12 protein-coding genes are annotated in these 18,621 nt (G+C 42.9%); 7 read left to right on the top strand and 5 right to left on the bottom strand.

The genetic code is table 11. The features are described 5' to 3' along the window. Nucleotides 1-170 precede the first annotated feature (170 nt). Nucleotides 171-2,168, top strand: coding sequence for a beta-1,3-glucanase family protein (locus BR06_RS0105820; protein WP_031481061.1), 1,998 nt, complete (start codon nt 171-173; stop codon nt 2,166-2,168). Nucleotides 2,169-2,243: 75 nt separating this feature from the next. On the opposite strand, the gene BR06_RS0105815 is transcribed toward BR06_RS0105820, so the two are convergent. Continuing rightward, the gene (locus BR06_RS0105815) at nt 2,244-4,667 is read right to left on the bottom strand and encodes a fatty acid cis/trans isomerase (protein ID WP_031481059.1); all 2,424 of its coding nucleotides are present in this window, start codon (nt 4,665-4,667) and stop codon (nt 2,244-2,246) included. 26 nt (nt 4,668-4,693) lie between these two features. Next, on the bottom strand, nt 4,694-6,313 hold the full coding sequence (locus tag BR06_RS0105810) for a TolB family protein (protein ID WP_031481057.1): 1,620 nt from the start codon (nt 6,311-6,313) through the stop codon (nt 4,694-4,696). 190 nt (nt 6,314-6,503) lie between these two features. Here BR06_RS0105810 and BR06_RS0105805 point away from each other — a divergent pair, with 190 nt between their 5' ends. Next, nucleotides 6,504-7,814, top strand: coding sequence for an alpha/beta hydrolase (locus BR06_RS0105805; RefSeq protein WP_031481055.1), 1,311 nt, complete (start codon nt 6,504-6,506; stop codon nt 7,812-7,814). Here BR06_RS0105805 and BR06_RS0105800 read toward each other — a convergent pair. After that, on the bottom strand, nt 7,795-8,448 hold the full coding sequence (locus BR06_RS0105800; RefSeq protein WP_031481053.1) for a TMEM175 family protein: 654 nt from the start codon (nt 8,446-8,448) through the stop codon (nt 7,795-7,797). The genes BR06_RS0105805 and BR06_RS0105800 overlap by 20 nt on opposite strands. Nucleotides 8,449-8,780: 332 nt before the next feature. Between BR06_RS0105800 and BR06_RS0105795 the strand changes: the two genes are divergently transcribed. The 3 genes from BR06_RS0105795 (at nt 8,781) to BR06_RS0105785 (ending at nt 13,629) form a co-directional block, all read left to right on the top strand. Beyond that, nucleotides 8,781-9,158: a cupin domain-containing protein gene (locus tag BR06_RS0105795; RefSeq protein WP_051676940.1), complete on the top strand. Its 378-nt coding sequence runs from the start codon at nt 8,781-8,783 to the stop codon at nt 9,156-9,158. An 83-nt stretch (nt 9,159-9,241) separates the two neighbouring features. After that, entirely contained in the window at nt 9,242-10,402 is a 1,161-nt protein-coding gene (locus BR06_RS0105790) for an efflux RND transporter periplasmic adaptor subunit (RefSeq protein ID WP_034602881.1), read from the top strand. Next, nucleotides 10,399-13,629, top strand: a complete 3,231-nt coding sequence (locus BR06_RS0105785) for an efflux RND transporter permease subunit (protein WP_031481047.1) — start codon at nt 10,399-10,401, stop codon at nt 13,627-13,629. Before BR06_RS0105790 ends, BR06_RS0105785 begins: the two co-directional genes overlap by 4 nt. Here BR06_RS0105785 and BR06_RS19635 read toward each other — a convergent pair. After that, complete coding sequence (locus tag BR06_RS19635; protein WP_051676939.1) at nt 13,626-15,017, bottom strand: two-component system sensor histidine kinase NtrB; 1,392 nt, start codon at nt 15,015-15,017, stop codon at nt 13,626-13,628. The two genes, BR06_RS0105785 and BR06_RS19635, sit on opposite strands and share 4 nt — an antisense overlap. 82 nt (nt 15,018-15,099) lie before the next feature. Further along, nucleotides 15,100-15,459, bottom strand: coding sequence for a translation initiation factor Sui1 (locus BR06_RS0105775; RefSeq protein ID WP_031481043.1), 360 nt, complete (start codon nt 15,457-15,459; stop codon nt 15,100-15,102). 274 nt (nt 15,460-15,733) lie between these two features. Here BR06_RS0105775 and BR06_RS0105770 point away from each other — a divergent pair, with 274 nt between their 5' ends. Continuing rightward, nucleotides 15,734-16,117, top strand: a complete 384-nt coding sequence (locus tag BR06_RS0105770) for a hypothetical protein (RefSeq protein ID WP_031481041.1) — start codon at nt 15,734-15,736, stop codon at nt 16,115-16,117. Between the two features lie 254 nt (nt 16,118-16,371). Then, nucleotides 16,372-18,621: an ATP-binding protein gene (locus BR06_RS0105765; RefSeq protein ID WP_031481039.1), complete on the top strand. Its 2,250-nt coding sequence runs from the start codon at nt 16,372-16,374 to the stop codon at nt 18,619-18,621.

The raw sequence follows: 18,621 nt of genomic DNA, 5'->3' as shown, positions 1-18,621 counted from the left end.
TAAATATGAGGCTTTTCGTAAAAATGATCTGTTTAAAATACATATTTTTTTAGTATGGAATATTATGAAAATATAGTTAATACTTATAAGGAATTAATAAAAATATATTTAACTAAAAAATACTTAGTTACTTCGTTCAAAGGTAGACTTTAAAACGCAAGGGGCCAGATATGAAAAGGATTCTTTTAATAGTTTGTTTGTCTGTTTTTTCAGCTTTTGCAACGAATGCTGCGAATGCAGCAGTTGCTATGGATCCTGTTCCAATTGTGTTTGAAATACCTTCGACATTAAATGCTACGGACACTTATGTGCAGTTTTTTAATTGTGTAAATAATGCAAGCTCTATTACGGGGACGTATAATAATGCGACGACTCTTAATAATAGTTTGCAGACGAACAGGGCATACGCCTTGGCAGATTTGACCAGTCCAACCTCCGTTGGTGGCAGCGCTCCAGCTTCCACACCTGCTGTTTCAATTACGGAGTTCATTTCTGGGCGTATATATGTGACGATAGGCGGGGCTGGACTTGATGTCCCCAGTCATTGTTACCAGCCTAATCCAGCAAATCCTAGCGACGCAAATTTTACGCGCCGCTATCAATATTTTGAAGCAAATGTGAATGCCAGCTCAATTACTGCTGACCTTTCATATATTGACTTTGCATCCATTTCTATGTCCATGGAAGCTGTGAATGCGACTACAAGTGGTGTAAATACGCCGCAGTTGACTAAGATTACTAGTACAGTACTTATGGATAGAGTTGCCACTACAAGTGTTCTTGGTAACAGATTGCCAGTCACGGGAAAGTCTGTTCGCGTAATCTCGCCTAGCATGCAGGCTCCTTTATATCATGACTGGTCTTGGTATTTAAATTCTACCCTTCAAGGGACTCCTGTTTATCTCAATGGAACTTATGTTGGGACAGGAAATCAGCCTTCAGCCAGTAACGCTACACAGGCTCAGAGTTTCTCTTACATCGCTACTTTTGATACTTTCGGAAATGCGACTTTGACTCCGCAAAAAGACTCAGGAAATGGAACTGCACCCTGTGTTCCGGCTGTTCAGCAAGGGCAGGGAGTTGGAAACGGAACAGACATGGTTATTACCATTTCGCTGGATTCTTTGAATAACGCTGCCGGCGTATATGGGAATAATCCGAGTTATAAGATTGGTGGTGGAACTCCTACTGCCGGTATTGTGAACGATTTTTCTGGGCGGGTTGTAGGTGATCTGCTTGCCGGAATGAGTTGGGGATTTCCTGCCAGTAAGGTTACATATAAAGGAACCGCAATAGGAAACCTCACAAGCACAGAGTGGTGGGGCGGACGGATGGTAGATAATTCTGTACTCCTGCTGGCTGATACCCCTGCAGGAAATGGAACTGTTTTTAGTAAGGTTCAGACTAACTCTTCAAATTACCATACTTACGCTGATGCACTTGATGGCTATACCTCAGGGTATGGATTCGCGTTGCAGGATAGACTCGGTAATAACCTCTTACAGTTTGATACTTCCGTTGACACGAATGCTTATCTTAAATTCAGCATTGAGCCTGAGGCTCCGCACACGTCTGTCTTTGAAAGCACCTCACAGGCTGCTGGGGTGACTGTGAAACTTACTAACTTCACAGGTAAAACTTTGACCGCGGCGCAATTGTCGGCACAGTATTCGACCAAAGACTTTACTCCGCACACATCTGTTTGTTCCTTTAATGGAACAGTCAGCCCTGCGGGATCTGTGGCTACATTTATGATGGATTGTGATAAATTACCCACGGGGACTGTTTCGGAATTGCAGTTATTGAAGCTGTATTCTTCCGGTGCTACACTTGCATATAAGTATGCTGTTTCCGGAATCAGTCATACTGACGGCTACTGGTGGGTTACTGATTCGTCCGGGAATCATCTGATGCAAATGGATAGTCTCGTTTATGGCACTCAGTACTACATTCACTTCGTCATAAAAGATGACGGGCCATATGATGAAAATCCAGTTGCCGGACAAATCACTGACCCTGTTAGCGCAGGAACAAAGAGTGACACGTCTTCAGGGTGTGTCTTGAATTCAAATGCAGGGTTCACCTTTGAAATTGCAGGGCTGTTTCTTATAGCTGTGTTTGGGATATGTTTGCGAAGGAGAGTTCGTGTTCGAAACCGTTCTCTATAGAATAAGATTCTTTAGTTTATCTCTTAAATAAAAATAAGGGCCCGAAATACGTATATGTATTTCGGGCCTCTTTTTTTACCATTTAAATTCCACTTCAAACATTTCAGAAATACGATGATAGCGGTAAAGATCAAAAAGACCTGCTTCTACCGGATCTTCTTTTAAGAAGTTTTGATTATGCCAGTCGGATTCTGTCCAGAAATCGGGGCTTGTTCTTCTTGCCACGTATTTTGAAGCTAAGTTGAAGTATCCAATGGGGTCTCTTAGTTTCACTAATTCCTCCGCAAAACTTTCAACTTCATCGATATCAACTTTTACAAAAGAATTCGGATAGCTTCCTATGTAACCTTTAACAACAGTTAAGGTGTCATTTTCGATGACTCTTCGGCGTTCCTCATCAAGTAGAAACGAGTTGTTGCTAAGAGCCTTGTTGCGAATGACGGTGTAAATAAGGTCTGTTTTGTCATTACCAGTGGTTATATGAACAAAGCATACGTCAGGAACAAGTTGCACCTGCTTGCCACGAAGTTGCGCAATTTTCCAGAAGGCTTTGTCTGCTTTCCGTTCAAAAGGATTAGAGGTCGTGCCTGGACATATTCCGTCCGGGCAACCACCAAGGGATGTGTGCTCTTTTATGGGGATATTTACATGCTTCTTCATCATGCTGAAAAATTCTATCTTAGGGTTATCGGTGGAGAATTCAACGTTGGTTTCGAGTTTCATGCCGTGGAGACCCATTTCAAATTCTTCTTGATATTCATCCTTGGTGTCTTGGTACCAATTGCTGCGGATTGCTATGCGTTTATCTTGTGGGAGGAATTTCAGTAGATTATTTTCTCCCTCAATTCGCAGGTAGTCCATGTAAAGGCGGGTTTGCAACTGATGGCCGACATTTCCGAAGATGTTAAAACCTGCGACCAGTAAGTAATGTATTCTTTCAAGCATCGGATAATCGATGACCCATCCTGTTTTTGGGTTCTCACCAATAAATCCTTTCACCACACTTGCGCTGTCGAAGTGCCTGAATACGGTTAGTAGAGCGTTGTCGTTTTTGTGTCCGTCACCATCCCAGATGTACGAGAGATCCCAGCCTTTATTGTCAGGGAAAATTCCTTGTTCGTGCTCTTCTTTGGCGGTTAGGTACTCTTGCTGCTTGCTGTTGAATTCGTACCAGAGTGAAACGAGTCTAATGGTGCTTTCTACGGACGTAGGCAGAGCTAGATTGTCGCTAACTCTGTCTAAAAAAGCGGTGTCATCGCTGACGGTAACTTTATCCGGGTTAATAAATGACACGAAAAAATGGTCATTTATTACATTGAGTGCAATCTGGCCACGGCAAACAGGCCCTTTAATGAACCCTTCAATGGTATATTTTGCGTTGTCGAGCATGAATTTATAGCGCGATTTAGCCGGAATTTCTCTGAAAACTTTAAAGGGGTTTGAAGCATAACCGACCTCGTATCCGGGGAGTGATGTCACTTTGTATTTTGCTTCGAAAAATAGCTCATTGTACCTGTCCATAGTTGTTTCATCAATTGTATAAACAGTATGGTTCTTTGCAACAATAGTGCTGACAACAGGTCTTAAGCGGTAGTAAAATTTGATCGGTCCGGGGTCGTCATAAGGTCTGTCAGTATTTAATTCGATAATAGGTTCACCGGACGGAGTGCTGGATCTGACCATGCGGTAAAATTCACGGTCCCCTAAGCTTTTGAAATGGATATGCGCCATGAATAAATGTTCATAAATATATCTGGAAACAAGCTGCTCTTTAAGCGAATCTCTGTTGAAATAATTTTCCCACTCGGTAATGAGAGTAACTGATTTTTGGGCTGGTTCGGGGCGCGGGGTTATTTTAGCTCCCTGTTCTATCCATTCTGTTAAAACTTTGTGCTCATCTGCGGTTAGTCCTGGAAGTGCATACGGCATTCCCCACAATGGATACTTCTCTTTGTAGTCAACAAAATTTTCAGCTGTAGTGCAGGCTCCTTCTTTATCAAGCCCGATATCAAAGGTTGATGGGAGAAGGTCAGAAATGGGCTGAGGATGGTCTTTTTTTAGCTCTAGCATAAGGCTGATTAGTGAATTTTGTACATTAGCTTTTGGAGTTTGATTGCGTTCATTTAAGATTGGGTGAAATTCCAGTTGGCGCCATTCCCCAATTGAGTCTGCATCAATAAAAAGCCGTGTTGGAGTTGTTCGTAAAACTCTAGAAGCGTAGACCATGCTTTTGCTACCGCCACGGTCAATCCCCTCAAAACTGGTCAGCTTCACCTGACACGGCGCATCGTAGCAACTGTGGCAAACGTCGCAGCGTCTTTCCAAAATAGGTCGTACATCATTATAAAAGGAAATATCGCCTGGAGGGATAGCCGTGACCCTGCGGTCTATGGCTTGAACCGGTCCATACGCTTTGTTAAATTGGGAGTCACGGTAGTATGAAGTACAGCCCACAAGAAGGACTATAAGTAGAAAAGCTAAGGAGATTAATTTATTCATTATTTGCCCGTTTGTTAAGCGGTTGATCAGTTATGGTTGCTAACGTGTATACTTTTAATCGCATCTGGCCTGATATTTAAAAATTCTGGAAGATTGGCCGCATACTTATTGCTGCTGAAGCGCGAGAGAAGAACAGGCGGACTATCCGTGCCGTTCTCATCTATGTGAGTCATGAAAATTTCGGTATATTCGGAATTTACCTTGGAACTGAAGATCATCCATTTCCCGTTTGGCGAAAAGCTGTGCCAGGAGTTGAAGGATGTGCGGTTACAGTTCATTTTTCTGGGGACTCCGCCTTTTGCTTGAACTATAAATAATTCACTGTCAGGCTGAAGCATAATTCCTGTTTTGCTTTGTGTAAATACTACCCATTTACTATCTGGGGAGTATCTTGGGAAGTAATTGCTTTTTCCATTATTACTAGCACCTTTAAGCGGCTTTGCCTGCCCGCCAGTTCCTGCATTGAAAGGGATTGTATATAGATCATATTGAACAGGAAATTGTTCGTTCAGTTCATGAATGTTCTTGTTTTCGAAGCTAGTTTTTATTTTGAAAACATCTTCATGATATTTGTTCATGGTTTCTGAGCGTGCAAAGGTGATGGCTTTTTCGTCCGGACTCCATGCGGGGTTAGTTTGTATGTAGTCGAGGCTTGCCGCACCGGGCAGGGCTTTTATCTCCTTCGTATCAGTAGAGTAACAGGCCAGAATTCCATATGTTGGGAAAAATAGCTGGCTGTATTTGCCAGAATTAGTCACCGCAGAATATGAAATCTCGTTAACTGTGCTGGCTATATATTTGCCGGAGGGCGAGAGTCTAGCGAAGAGTCCACGTGTTTTCGGCAAGACCACGGATTTTGGATAATCAGTCCACGTCATAAAATCTTTGTCTGAAAGTGAAATGTTTTCACTCACTTTTGCGATAAACTGAGCGCCGCTATCGCCCTTATAGTTTAATTCCATACTGATCAGGCTTCCGTCTTTTGATCCCTGATGGCAGTTTGCGCAGGTGTTCAGATTCTCCAAAATAACAGGAGGCTCATTGTATGAAGAAATATCTCCGAGTCTCCATTTTAGCTTGCGAAAAGTTTTAACCCCTACTTTAAAAGGGAGTGGAACCTGTCTATACAGAATGGCTCCGTCAACTGGGTCTGTGGATGTTCTGATATTTACACTTGAGGCTGCGGTTGCAACTGGTTTTCCATCTTTATTCTTGAATCCGTATATAGAAATAGTTGCGGGAGCTTTGACTGAGTTCGTTTTAATTGTTTCCCATAAGTTGCGGTTCGGTTCATATGATGTAGTTGAACTGTATACATAGATCGGAGCTCGTCCGTTTTCGAAAGTAAAAGCAATGAACCAGCTTCTGGAATCCGGGTCTTCGTCGTTCCAGATTATTTGGGGGGCTGCAATTTCAGATGGGAAAACAGCACCATTTACGGGCCGAGTTATTTTCAGTGCTGTAACTGTAGAAGGTATGCCTTCTATTACTATTTTTTGCAGAAAGAACTTTGTTTCCTTGGTCATGGATTCCGGTGAACTTAGATGGCTGTCCCATGTCCATTTTTTGGGAGTGCACCCAGCTATTGTCATAGCAATTATGGCAAGAAGGAGTATTTTTAATATTTTGCTTGTGGTATTTTTCATTATTTAATGGGTTTAAACTGATTATGTCATGTGTGCAGAATGAGGAGTATTTAAAAATTATTTATGTGTCAGAGTATCACGCCATTATGTTGTGTTCAATCCACAGATGAGGGCTGCTAAAAATAAGTTTGCATAAACTTTTTTAGCATACCGAGTGGACAAAATGATTTTATAAATTTAGATTATTATCATGTACACACTGATAATAAAAAAAAATAATATTCATATGTTATTGATGCTTGTCCTGCTTTCCTTGGCTGCAGGCTGTTCAAGCAGCGGCCCTTCTACCCTAAATTTGATGCCTGCTCCTTCTATATACAATCCCGAAATTGAAGAGGCTCTGAATATAAGCAAGGGTGTTCTTGTTCCTCCCACTGAGATTTTCTATGCGACTAACCGTGCTCCTGCTGTTGCCAATTCTACCCAATATAGCGGAGAACGTGGTGGTGTGCTGCGTTTTGGAGAGGCTAGGATTATGATGGGAAAAGGTGAGCATACTTTTGAAGAAGTTCGAGAAATTTCACTGCTTAAAAATCGTTCTGAAGAATATCCACTTAGCGTTACAGACGTGCAAGAGTATGGCTTATTCAACAAAAGTTTGAATTCATTCTATGCTGAGGAAGTTTTGAAAAGCGGGCGAACTGCTCAAGATGATCAATTTGCTAAGCGGATTAATGAAACTCTTGCGAATTCGTCTCGTAAAGATGTTTATATATATGTGCACGGGTACAAAGTTGATTTTGATAATCCGATTTTAGTGGCATCGGAACTGTGGCATTTTCTTGGGTACGAAGGAGCTTTTGTAGCCTTCTCATGGCCTTCAACTCCTCGCGTCATGGCCTACCTTGCCGATTTAGAAACTGCAGAAATATCATCTTATCAGCTCCGAAGGTTGATATCTTTTTTGTCTGAGAATACAGACGCGGAACGGATTCACATTTTGGGGTATAGTGTCGGAGCCCGTATCGTTGTTAAGAGCTTGTCGCAGTTAAGTCTTACCCGCAGGCATGGTGGAGAAAAACTTCGGATTGGCCATGTTATGCTCCTTGGCGGTGACTTGGATGCGGATATGTTCGGAGCGAATATAAATGAGGGACTACTTGATATTGTAGATGATATAACTGTTTATATTTCAGAGAATGATCAGGCTCTTGCTTTCTCTGGATGGGTGTTTAGCAGGTCAAGACTTGGCCAACTGGGTAATGAAATAACTCTAACCGTTAAAAGATTTCTTGAAGGTAATCCAAAGCTGAACGTAGTGGATGTGACAAACGATTCAGACGCCGCTAGTGGGATTGGTCACGCATATTTCAGGCAAAGTCCGCAGGTTAGCAGTGATATTCTGATGACCCTTAAATATAATCTTAAACCTGGTGAGCGAGGTTTAAAGCGTGAGGATTACGGTCCTGTCTGGTCCTTTCCAGAAGATTATATGGAGAAGCTGCATGAAAGGATAATGCGTAGGCTTGCCAAGAAGATAGCTAAGGAGTCGAATCCATAGCCTTTGCTACCTGTGCATTTACATATTTTTTTATCAGGTAAGCGACAATCGGGTATGACAGCCATGAAATCTCCCAGGCAATTGGCCCCACAAAGGCAAATGGGATGGAGATGCATGCTGCGATTGGTTCAGGAAGAATCGTAACCTTCATATATGGGATGTTGTTTTTAGGCATATCGCTGTCGATCAAGTCTTTTTTGTTCGCAGCATAATGCCAGCCCCACATAGAGGTGAAACCCACCAGCGCAAGGGACACCGATTGCATCAGTAGAGCTGACGGGTCATCGTTAAATCTAAGACCCATACTCATGAAATGAAAGTATGTAAGCAACAGAAATAGCTGAACTACGGATATGGCTGTGTGTTTATTATCTGTTGAAACCAGATGGCTGAATAGTCTGTTATTTTGGCCCCAGTAAATTACTATAAAAATCAATCCTATTACGAATGTAGCTAAGTCGTCTAAATCTATGGTCAAAAGTTCCCAGACAGTCTTCACTTCAGGATAATTCTTTATATCAGGCAGCATCATAAAAATTTGCCAAAGTAAAATAGCAAAGACAACGTCCATGAATACTTTTAATCGTGGCAACTGCCTTGCGTGCCGTTTTTCTCGATATTCTTCCTGATTCATAATGTGCTCTCCATTTATATTTGCTGCTGTTCTGACTTATATCATATTAAATGTTGCAATTTGGTTGTTCTATTGACTCAGGGAATCATTTCCCCAGTGGGTTAGATAGTATGTTTGGTAATATGTTAGTTTTTGTGGGTATGCAAAGTCTTTGAAGCAAACGGTAAAGCAAGATAGGTCAAAACTTTAAATCTTCACAATTAATGGCTCAGAATACTTTGTATAATATCTTTGTTTTGTTTTCTATGTTTTGAAAAAGGTGTATCATGAAATTACGAGAGCAACAGTTCTCTTATTTCAGTAATTAAAGTTGAATATAAAAAGGAGCAATCATGGCTGATCCAAACTTCCTCAAAAAAGTTCCAAATCCTGTGATTATTAAGAATATTGATCATGGAAAAGTTGTAAGCCTAGTTGATCTTGTTACATATCAAGAAGGGCAGGTTGTGAGTAGAACATTGTCTCAGCATAAAACAGTGACCCTTACTCTATTTGCTTTTGATGTGGGTGAAGGTATCAGCACTCATACTACTCCGGGTGACGCAATGGTTCAGGTGCTTGATGGGGCAGCTGAAATCACGATTGGAGATGAGGTGTTCACAGTTAGAGCGGGTGAATCAATTGTAATGCCTGCTAACATTGCTCATGGACTTAAGTCCAATGAGAGATTTAAAATGCTTTTGACTCTGATTAAAGAAAAAAAAGTATAACTATAAATTGAGATTAATTAGGAGAAAGTCGTTTAAGGCTTTCTCCTTTTTTATTTGCGATTTTGCTGTTTCGGAGACTTAGAATGCAAAAAAGATGTTTGTTGGTTGCCGGTTGCGGAGTGGGACTTACCTTGCTGGTTTTATGGCTGGCAGGTGCTTTTAGTTCAGGCGTGATTCAGCAGGGGAGAATCGTTCCGACAAGGTCGACGGAAGACCCCGCTTTGACTGTGCAGGCGCAGCTCGTCACCGTACCTGTTATGTATGAGGCTGTTGGTACCGTTCGTCCGAAAACCGAAACAAATATTGAATCGCAAGTCACCGGAAAAGTGCTGAAAGTTCTTGTCCGCGCAGGGGATAAAGTAAGTAAGGATGACGAACTTATAGTACTTGATAGTCGAGGCTTTCAAACCCGTCTTGAAAGTGCAGAGCAGGGACTAAAATCTGCTGAAGCTTTGCGTAGGCAGGCTGCAGAATCCATTAACGCAGCGCGTGCGGCATCTTCCAAAGCTACTTCAACATGGAAGCGAATCAAAATCCTGCATGAAGATAAGGTGGCTACACTTGATGAACTTGATCGCATGGAGTCAGACTATTTACAGGCCAAAGCCTACCTAGCGCAGGCTGATGATGGTTTTACCGCCGCATCTGCTAAAGTAAAGCAAGCACTTAAGGGCGTTGAGGAAGCACGAATTAACCTCGGCTACACAAAAATTTTAGCTCACACTGATGGAGAAGTCGCCAGACGCAAGGTAGAACCGGGCGATATCGCTTTTCCCGGTAAGAGTCTCATGCTTATTCAGACAAGTGGATCTCTCAGGCTCGAAGCTTTAGTCCGTGAAGGTGTCATTGGAAAGGTTCGGCCCGGTGTAAAGTTGTCTGTGGAAATAGGTGCTCTAAATGAGAGATGTGAAGGCATTGTTGAAGAAGTTGTGCCGTCTGCGGACCCATCAACACGGACTTTCTTAGTTAAGGTGGGACTTGAGCAATTGCCCGGTTTATACCCCGGAATGTTCGGCAGATTACTTGTTCCTATCAGAGAAAAGGAAATAGTAGTTGTGCCTGAACGCGCTGTTTCCAGAGTGGGCCAGCTTGAGACTGTTTTGCTCAATACCAGCGAAATTTGGGAGCCTGTATATGTTCAGACAGGTCTGACTTACGGTAAAAATATTGAAATTATGTCCGGTCTGCGAGGTAATGAGACTGTCGGCATGACAGCTCTGGAACCAACCGGAGAGCTGAAATGAGTACGCTAGACGAAAAGTCTAAAGGGCTGATCTCTTCCGCTGTAAGATTTTTTCTGCACTCTAAATTGACAATTATTTTAGTGATTGCCTCTCTTTTGCTCGGTGTAGCCGCGATCCAACTTACTCCAAGAGAGGAAGAACCGCAGATCGTTGTACCTATGGCGGACATTGTGGTTCAGGCTCCCGGTGCGGGAGTTGAGGAAGTTGAAAAACTTATAACTACTCCTCTTGAACGAGCTTTGTGGCAAATTGACGGCGTTGAGTATGTTTATTCCGTTTCCTACCGTGACACTGCCATGGTTACGGTCAGATTCTTCGTGGGCGAAAATCGTGAAAAATCACTGATCAAGCTTCATAATGCCATTACAAAAAATACTGAAAAAGTGCCGGGAATTGTGACCGGATGGGCCGTTAAGCCCGTTGAAATTGATGATGTACCGATAGTTGCTCTCACCCTTTATCCATCGGCTGGTCATCCTGAAATTTCTGATTTTGAACTGCGGCGCGTGGCGGAAGAGCTTTCCTCACGTCTTGCAGAAGTGGAGAATCTATCGCGTGTTTCCCTCGTTTCGGGAAGATCCCGCGAGATTCGGGTAGAACTGCTGCCGGAGCGTATGGCCGGACTCAGCGTGTCTCCCATGAATATAGTTAAGGCGCTTGATGGAGCTGATCAGTCTGCCGTGGCGGGTACTGTGCTGTCCGGCAATAAAGAGATTACAATCTCTGCTAATTCTTTCTTGGAATCTGCCGCCGATGTGGAAAACCTGATTGTAGGTGTTTTTGATTCCAAGCCGGTCTATATGCGTGACGTCGCAGTGGTGGTAGATGGTCCTGAAGAACCCTCTGCTTATTCACGGATAGGGTTTTCGCGGCTCTACTTAACTAGAACGGGACAACCTTCCGAAGAAGTTTCTCGTCCTGCTGTGACCATTGCTCTTTCCAAGAAAAAAGGAACGAACGCAGTTAAGGTCGCCGAAGCAGTTCTTGCTCGTCTTGACCAGCTAAAGACTACCGTGCTCCCCGCTGGAATAGAAGTGGAGGTCTCTCGAGACTACGGAAAAACTGCAGATGCTAAAGTTAGTGATTTGCTGAATTCCCTTGGTTTTGCGGTGCTTACGGTTGTTCTCTTACTCGCTTTCACCTTGGGGTGGCGTGAGGCATCCATAGTTGCGCTGGCTGTTCCCGTTAGTTTTTCTCTGGCACTTTTTGTGAATTATCTGCTGGGTTATACCATTAACAGGGTAACTCTTTTTGCTCTTATATTATCGCTTGGGCTGGTTGTGGATGATCCAATTACTAATGTGGATAACATCCAACGTCATATTCTCATGAAAAAAAAGAAGGCGGCAGAGGCAACTCTTGATGCCGTTTCGGAAGTCCTGCCCCCTGTCATAATGTCCACTTTGGCGATTATTGTTTCATTTGTTCCGCTATTCTTCATCACGGGAATGATGGGGCCGTATATGGCTCCCATGGCGGCTAATGTGCCGCTTACCGTTGTTTTTTCGACGATTTGCGCTCTTACCATCGTGCCATGGCTGGCCTTTCGTCTTCTTAAAAATATTAAGCCTAAACCAGGGGCAGAGCTTGATTCCGGTCCCGGTAAAATAGAGATATTTTATTCGCGACTCATAACTCCATTTCTCGAATCAAGAACTAAACGATGGATGCTCGTTGGAGTAATTGTTTTTGGGTTGATTTCTTCAATGGCGCTTGCAGGCTTGCGCATGGTTCCGCTTAAAATGCTTCCTTTTGATAATAAAAATGAGTTTCAGATTGTAATCGATATGGACGAAGGAACTCCTCTCGAACAGACGGACAGGGTTGTCCGTGAGTTTGAAAGGTTGCTTCGCGGTGTGCCGGAAGTGACGAATTTTGTGACTTATACTGGCGAGCCGTCACCCATGGATTTCAATGGGCTTGTCCGCCATTACTATTGGCGAAACGGCGGACATATGGCGGATATCCGCATCAATCTGGCGGACAAATCCCAGCGCAGTGAGCAGAGTCATGCTATTGTACTCAGGCTCAGGCGAGAGCTTGAAGCTATTGGCGAACGTAATGGTGCGCGAATTAAAATTATTGAATCTCCACCGGGACCTCCTGTCATTTCAACCATTACCACAGAAATTTATGGAGCCGAGGATCGCCCGTATTCAGCTTTGATAGACGGGGCGCGTCAGGTGGAATCCGTTATGGCGATTGAGCCGGGGGTTGTCGACATAGATGATTCTACCGAGGCAGATCGCATTATGGTGGACTTTGTGCTTGATAAAGAAAAGTCAGCGTTGCACGGAGTTACAGCGAGAAGTGTTGTCGCAACTTTGCAGATGGCCCTGTCAGGTATGGTTCCGGCAACTGTTCATGTGCAGGGGGAAAGAAATCCGTTGCCCGTGAAACTTATTTTGCCACGTGTGCGCCGCTCGGATGCGGGAACTCTTTCTCAGCTTAAAGTTAAGTCGACCGCTGGAAAATCAGTGCCGCTGGCTGAACTTGGGGAGCTAGTGGAAATTGATCAGCAGCAGCCTATCTATCATAAGAATCTCAAGCGCGTTGTTTATGTTTTCGCCGAAATGGCAGGGCGCGCACCGGGTGAAGCCATTCTTGATATGCAGTCTGAGCTTAAAAAGGATCCACTTCCTCCTTTTATCTGGTCTGAATGGGCCGGAGAAGGTGAGTGGCAGATAACTCTTGATGTGTTCCGTGATCTGGGAATTGCTTTTGCCGCGGCCCTTCTAGGCATCTATATTTTACTAGTGGTAGAAACTGGGTCATTTGGTATGCCGCTCTTAATTATGAGCGCGATTCCGCTTACTCTGCTGGGTATCATGCCCGGGTTCTGGCTGCTTAATTTGATAGGAGCAGGTGAAGTTGTAGGAATGGTGGGCGAAGCTTTTGCCGATCCGATATTCTTTACGGCTACGAGTATGATTGGGATGATAGCACTTGGTGGAATTGTTATCCGTAATTCTTTGGTGCTTATTGATTTTATCCGGCAATCTCTGGCTGAGGGGATGGCACTAAAAGATGCAATTATCCGGTCTGGTGCTGTTCGTTTGCGGCCCATCGCACTTACAGCAGCTACAACCGCACTTGGCGCGTGGCCTATTACTTTAGACCCGATTTTTTCCGGGCTTGCGTGGGCTTTAATCTTTGGCTTGCTGGCATCAACGTTATTTACTTTGGTCGTGATTCCTGTCGGTTATTATGCTCTCGAGAAAGATTAGGTACATTCTCCTCCCTCGACGGTTGGTAACTCTATGCTGAACTTGGTTCCCACACTAGGGATGCTGGATACGCTCATTTGTCCGTGGTGCAGGTCTGTAATGATAAAGTAGGATATGGATAAGCCCAGCCCTGTTCCTCTTCCTACATCTTTTAAAGTGTAAAAAGGTTCAAATATTTTGCTGCGAACTTCTTCAGTCATGCCCGGCCCGTTGTCTTCGATTTCAATCAGGATTGTGGAACTTGTGGAACTGATTTGTAATTTAAGCTCAGGGTTTTCTCCCGCAGCATAGGCTTTGTCCGTCATGGCTTCTGTCGCATTTTTTAGTACATTGAGAAAAACCTGTTGGATTTCATTGCCGATACAACAGATGTGCGGCATGTCTTTTTCATATAATCGAGTGATCTTAATTTTCTTAAAGTCATACTCATTGCTTAAATTATAGTCGCTTGAAACAAGTTCAATTGTTTCTTCAAGAAGATCACTTACAGCGCAAATGCATAGCTGCTTATCTTCTTTACGACTGAAGTTAAGCATACTGCGCACAATTATAGAAGCCCGCACACCTGCCTCGGAGATTGAATTTAACATTCTCTTAATCTCTCTTTTCTCTAGATAGCTGCGAACATCCTCTATTGAAATTGAACACTCTTCGGCTGCTTGAATGTTTTTTGCCGAGTCTGTGAAAACACGATTATAAATATTCTGTGATGCGCCCATTATTGCGGAGAGCGGGTTGTTTATTTCATGAGCCATTCCGGCTGCTAGTTCTCCCAGAGAGTTCATTTTTTCGCTTTGAACAAGAAGCTCCTGCGCTTTTTTCCGGATCGATGTGTCACGCGCAACCCCTAAACAATATCGGTGTTCATTCTCATCAAAAACACATGCTGTCACCTCGACAGAGAAAAGAGAACCATCTTTACGAATGTGGTAGGCTTCTAGGGTAAAGTTTTGATCTGTTTTAGCTGTTTTAACGAATTCCACCCATTCATCGAGGTTTATTTTTGAATCGATATCGGTGAGAGATTTGGTTAGCACTTCATTTTTGGTATAGCCCAGTTTTTTACATGTGGCGTTGTTGGCATCAATTATATTTCCCTGCGAATCCGCGAGGTAGATGCAGTCGGTAATGTTGCGAAGAAGCCGTTGGTATCTTCTGTTACTGTTTTGTTGGGACCGGAGTTGTCTATCGATTAGGACGTAAACCAAGATTGCGGTGACTACCACATAAAACCATCCTTTGTATGTTTGAAGGCGGTTTACTGTTTCCGGGTCTTGAATAACAAAGAGTAAAAGCTTGTCTGAAAGTAAAATCCACAAAAAACCGAAAGTTGCATAGATGACGGCTATTTTTGCAGCTATCCGAGTCAGTTTAAACTTTGCCATCATTATTGATCTCCTTCGTGTAAATTACGGAATACTGAGAACTACCGGCGGTAAATCCCAACTTTTATTAAAGTGGGGATGCAGTTTAGCCCCCTGCAAGCTTTGCTTTGTAGCCGAGCTTTTCAAGTTCCAGTTTGAGTGTATCGCGATGGTCGCCCTGAATTTCAATGATGCTATCCTTGATAGTGCCACCTGTGCCGCATTTTTGCTTAAGGGTCTTTCCTAGTTTTTTGAGCGAGTCTCCATCAAGGGGTAATCCCGTTATGATCGAGACCCCTTTTCCTTTTCGGCCCTTTGTCTGGCGTTCAATTCGAACAACCCCATCATTGTTTGGTATGGATTTTTTCCCGCAAGAGCATTTTTCTTTCGGGGAATTGCATGCTGGGCATATGGTTCCATGATCAGTTGAATAAACTATTCCCGCATATTTTTTATTTTTAAGCATGTGCTGAACTCTGTCTGTCTGGTTTTCAGGGTGAAATTATAAGTCTTTTTCGCATCGTAAAATGGGCGCGTTGATTCTATCATTTAAAGATCTGATATATTATTTCATAATATCACAAAGAGGAAGTTTTTTTATTGTGAGCTGCTGATAATGTTTTTAATTAGATTGTAGGAACTATTATTTTTATATTGCTGAACAGGGTTGAAAGGGATCAAAGATTTTTGTAAAGCAACATGACCTTGTTTTAATCAATGCATAGTACAGGAGCAACACCATGGGCCAATATACCGATGTTTTTACCGAGCAAAAGCTTGAATCTCTTTTTCCGGCGAGTCTCTCCAACGACTTCTTTGAAGCTCTGTTCGGTGATGCCGAAGAGGGGAGTTACGATATTGCTCTGGGTTACACTGGAGATTCCGGTGATACCGTAAACTTTGAACTTCGCCTTAAGCAGCGTCCGGGAAGATGCCTTGCTTGTAACCTTACCTATGGTTTGCCTCAGGTTTTTTCGCGTCATCCTCTTATCAATATTCAGGGGCTTGCGGAAAAGGTCGGAGATGCTGTCGGTAAAAGTGAAAGTATAACGTGGAAACTCGGATCAACTAAGGAACACAGCAGTCAGCTGCATGTAATCCCCTTAGTGATCTCTCTCGCATAGAGTCTATTAATAGGGCTTTGTCCTTTTTAGCTAACGCATCATATACGTCCCGTTTTTTTCTAGGATACAGCCAATTGGCTGTATCCTTTTTTGTTTATAAAAAGAAAGAGAATGTGAAGTGTAAACATTTACTTTTGGCAAATAATATATTCTAGTATAAATGATCTATTTATATTTTGAGCGTGTTTGAGATGTCTGTCGAATTTCTATTGTATAGTGGGTAGTCGATTAATATTCTGTTTATGGACGTGAATATGAAGTTTTTTAAAAAATGGGCTTTGGCGGCAGGTTTTACTTTTTTAATAGTTGTTTTTGCATCTATTATTATTATTTCTTCGTCGCTGACCTTTCGTAAGACCTTAACAGGGCTTGCCCATAACATTATGGAAAATATAGCTTCATATACGCTCGATAAATCTGAAGATTATTTGCGCCCTGCAGAGAAAGCCGCCGAATTAACAAAGTTCTTGGCTGATAGTAATATAGTCACAAGTGAAGATCCTTCTTCTATGGTCAGCTATTTTTATCAGCAAATATCTCTATATCCTCAGTTTACGTCCGTCTATTACGGAAACATAAAGGGTGAATTTTTTATGGCTTCACGCTCAAACGCTATAGTTGAGGGTGGATATTACACAAAATTGCTCCGCAAGGATGGCGATAAAATAACTGGGGAACTCTTGTGGACCGATCAAAATTTCAAAGTGATTAAAGAAGATGTTGATGAAACGCAAAGCTATGATCCGCGCACGCGGCCGTGGTATAACGCCGCAGTTAGGCATAAAGAAGTGATCTGGACTGATCCGTATGTGTTTTTTACTGGTAAAAAACCCGGAATAACGACAGCAAGTCCTGTTTATAATGAAAAAGGTAAGTTGCTTGGGGTAGTCGGGGTTGATATTACTATTGATGAACTTTCTACTTTTCTTTCAAATACGAAGGTCGGGAAATCTGGCAAAGCTTTTATCGTAAACCGTAATGGCGATGTGGTTGCATTTCCCGATATTACAAAGTTACGGCGCAGTGTTGGTGAAGATAATAAAATTCGGCTCAGCAGGATGAGTGAATTGGACGATGAAACCAGTCGTAAGGCTTATGAATCTCTGCCACACGGACGATTGCCATCAGAGCAGATTTTTACGACCTTTACTCAGAATGGTTCTAAATATAATGCAATGTTTACTCCCTTTAAAGGCAGTCAGTGGCCTTGGACCATTGGCATTTACATGCCTGAAGATGATTATCTGGGTGATGTTAAGGCCAACCGAAATGTAAACATTATTATATCTCTTTTTGTTGTTTTGTTAGCAGGTCTTGCTGGGCTAGTTGTAGCTAAGCGCATTGAAAAATCTCGCGAGGAAGCTGTTGCCGCAAATGTTGCAAAAAGCCGCTTTCTAGCTGTTATGAGCCATGAAATACGAACCCCTATGAATGTAATTCTTGGCACAACAGATTTGTTGAAGGCTACCGATTTGAGCGAGGAACAGCAGAAATTGGTAAACCTTCTCGGGAATGCCGGTGAAGGACTTACTGATCTGATTAATGATATTTTGGATATGTCGAAGGTTGAGGCCGGGCTTTTAGATTTGGAGCACGTTCCTTTCGATTTGCGAGATGTTGTGGACCGGGCGTGCAGTGTTTTTGATATTGCTGCTTCGGCTAAGGGGATAGGTTTTAGCTGGAGTATAGATCCTAAAATACCGGCCAGCGTGCTTGGCGATCCTAGTAGAACCAGGCAAGTGTTGATCAATCTCATCGGTAATGCTGTGAAGTTCACAAGTGAAGGGCAAGTTCAGGTTAATGTCACTCTCGAAGAGAAAGAGGCAGAGAATATGCTACGCCTTAACTTTGCCGTTCAGGATTCTGGACCCGGCATACCTGAAGAACGGTTGGAGTCCATTTTTGAGTCTTTCACTCAAGCTGACAGTTCCGTTTCACGCAAATACGGCGGAACTGGTTTAGGTCTTACTATAAGTAAAAAATTGAGCCTTATGTTGGGTGGGGATATCCGCGTTGAGAGCAATCTTTCTGAAGGAAGCATATTTACCTTCATGGCAGCTTTTGAGGAATTTGTGAGCAGTGTTGATTTTGGCGAACAAGGTTTGAGCGAAGGTGCTGATCTTTTAAGGCCCTTAACCATACTGTTTGTTGAAGACAACGCCAGTAATCGCATGCTGTTTAAGTTTTATCTTGAAGATTCCGGTCATAAAGTAGAAATTGCTGAAGATGGCAAAGCTGGTTTTGAAATGTATAAATCCATACGTCCAGATATTGTTTTCATGGATATTGAGATGCCTATTATGGATGGTTATGAGTCAACACGGGCAATTCGCCAATGGGAAAAGTACTCAAGTGTTCAGGCTGTACCTATTGTTGCTCTTTCTGCACATGCTCTCAAGGGAATGGAAGCATCTGTTCGCGCTGCAGGGTGCTCAGGATATGCAACAAAGCCTTTTTCTAAGAAGCAGTTGAATGAACAGCTGGAAAAACATTTCAGAGGTTAG

The sequence above is a fragment of the Maridesulfovibrio frigidus DSM 17176 genome (assembly GCF_000711735.1).
GTDB classification, from domain to species: domain Bacteria; phylum Desulfobacterota; class Desulfovibrionia; order Desulfovibrionales; family Desulfovibrionaceae; genus Maridesulfovibrio; species Maridesulfovibrio frigidus.
This window is presented reverse-complemented; position numbering and strand designations above follow the sequence as displayed.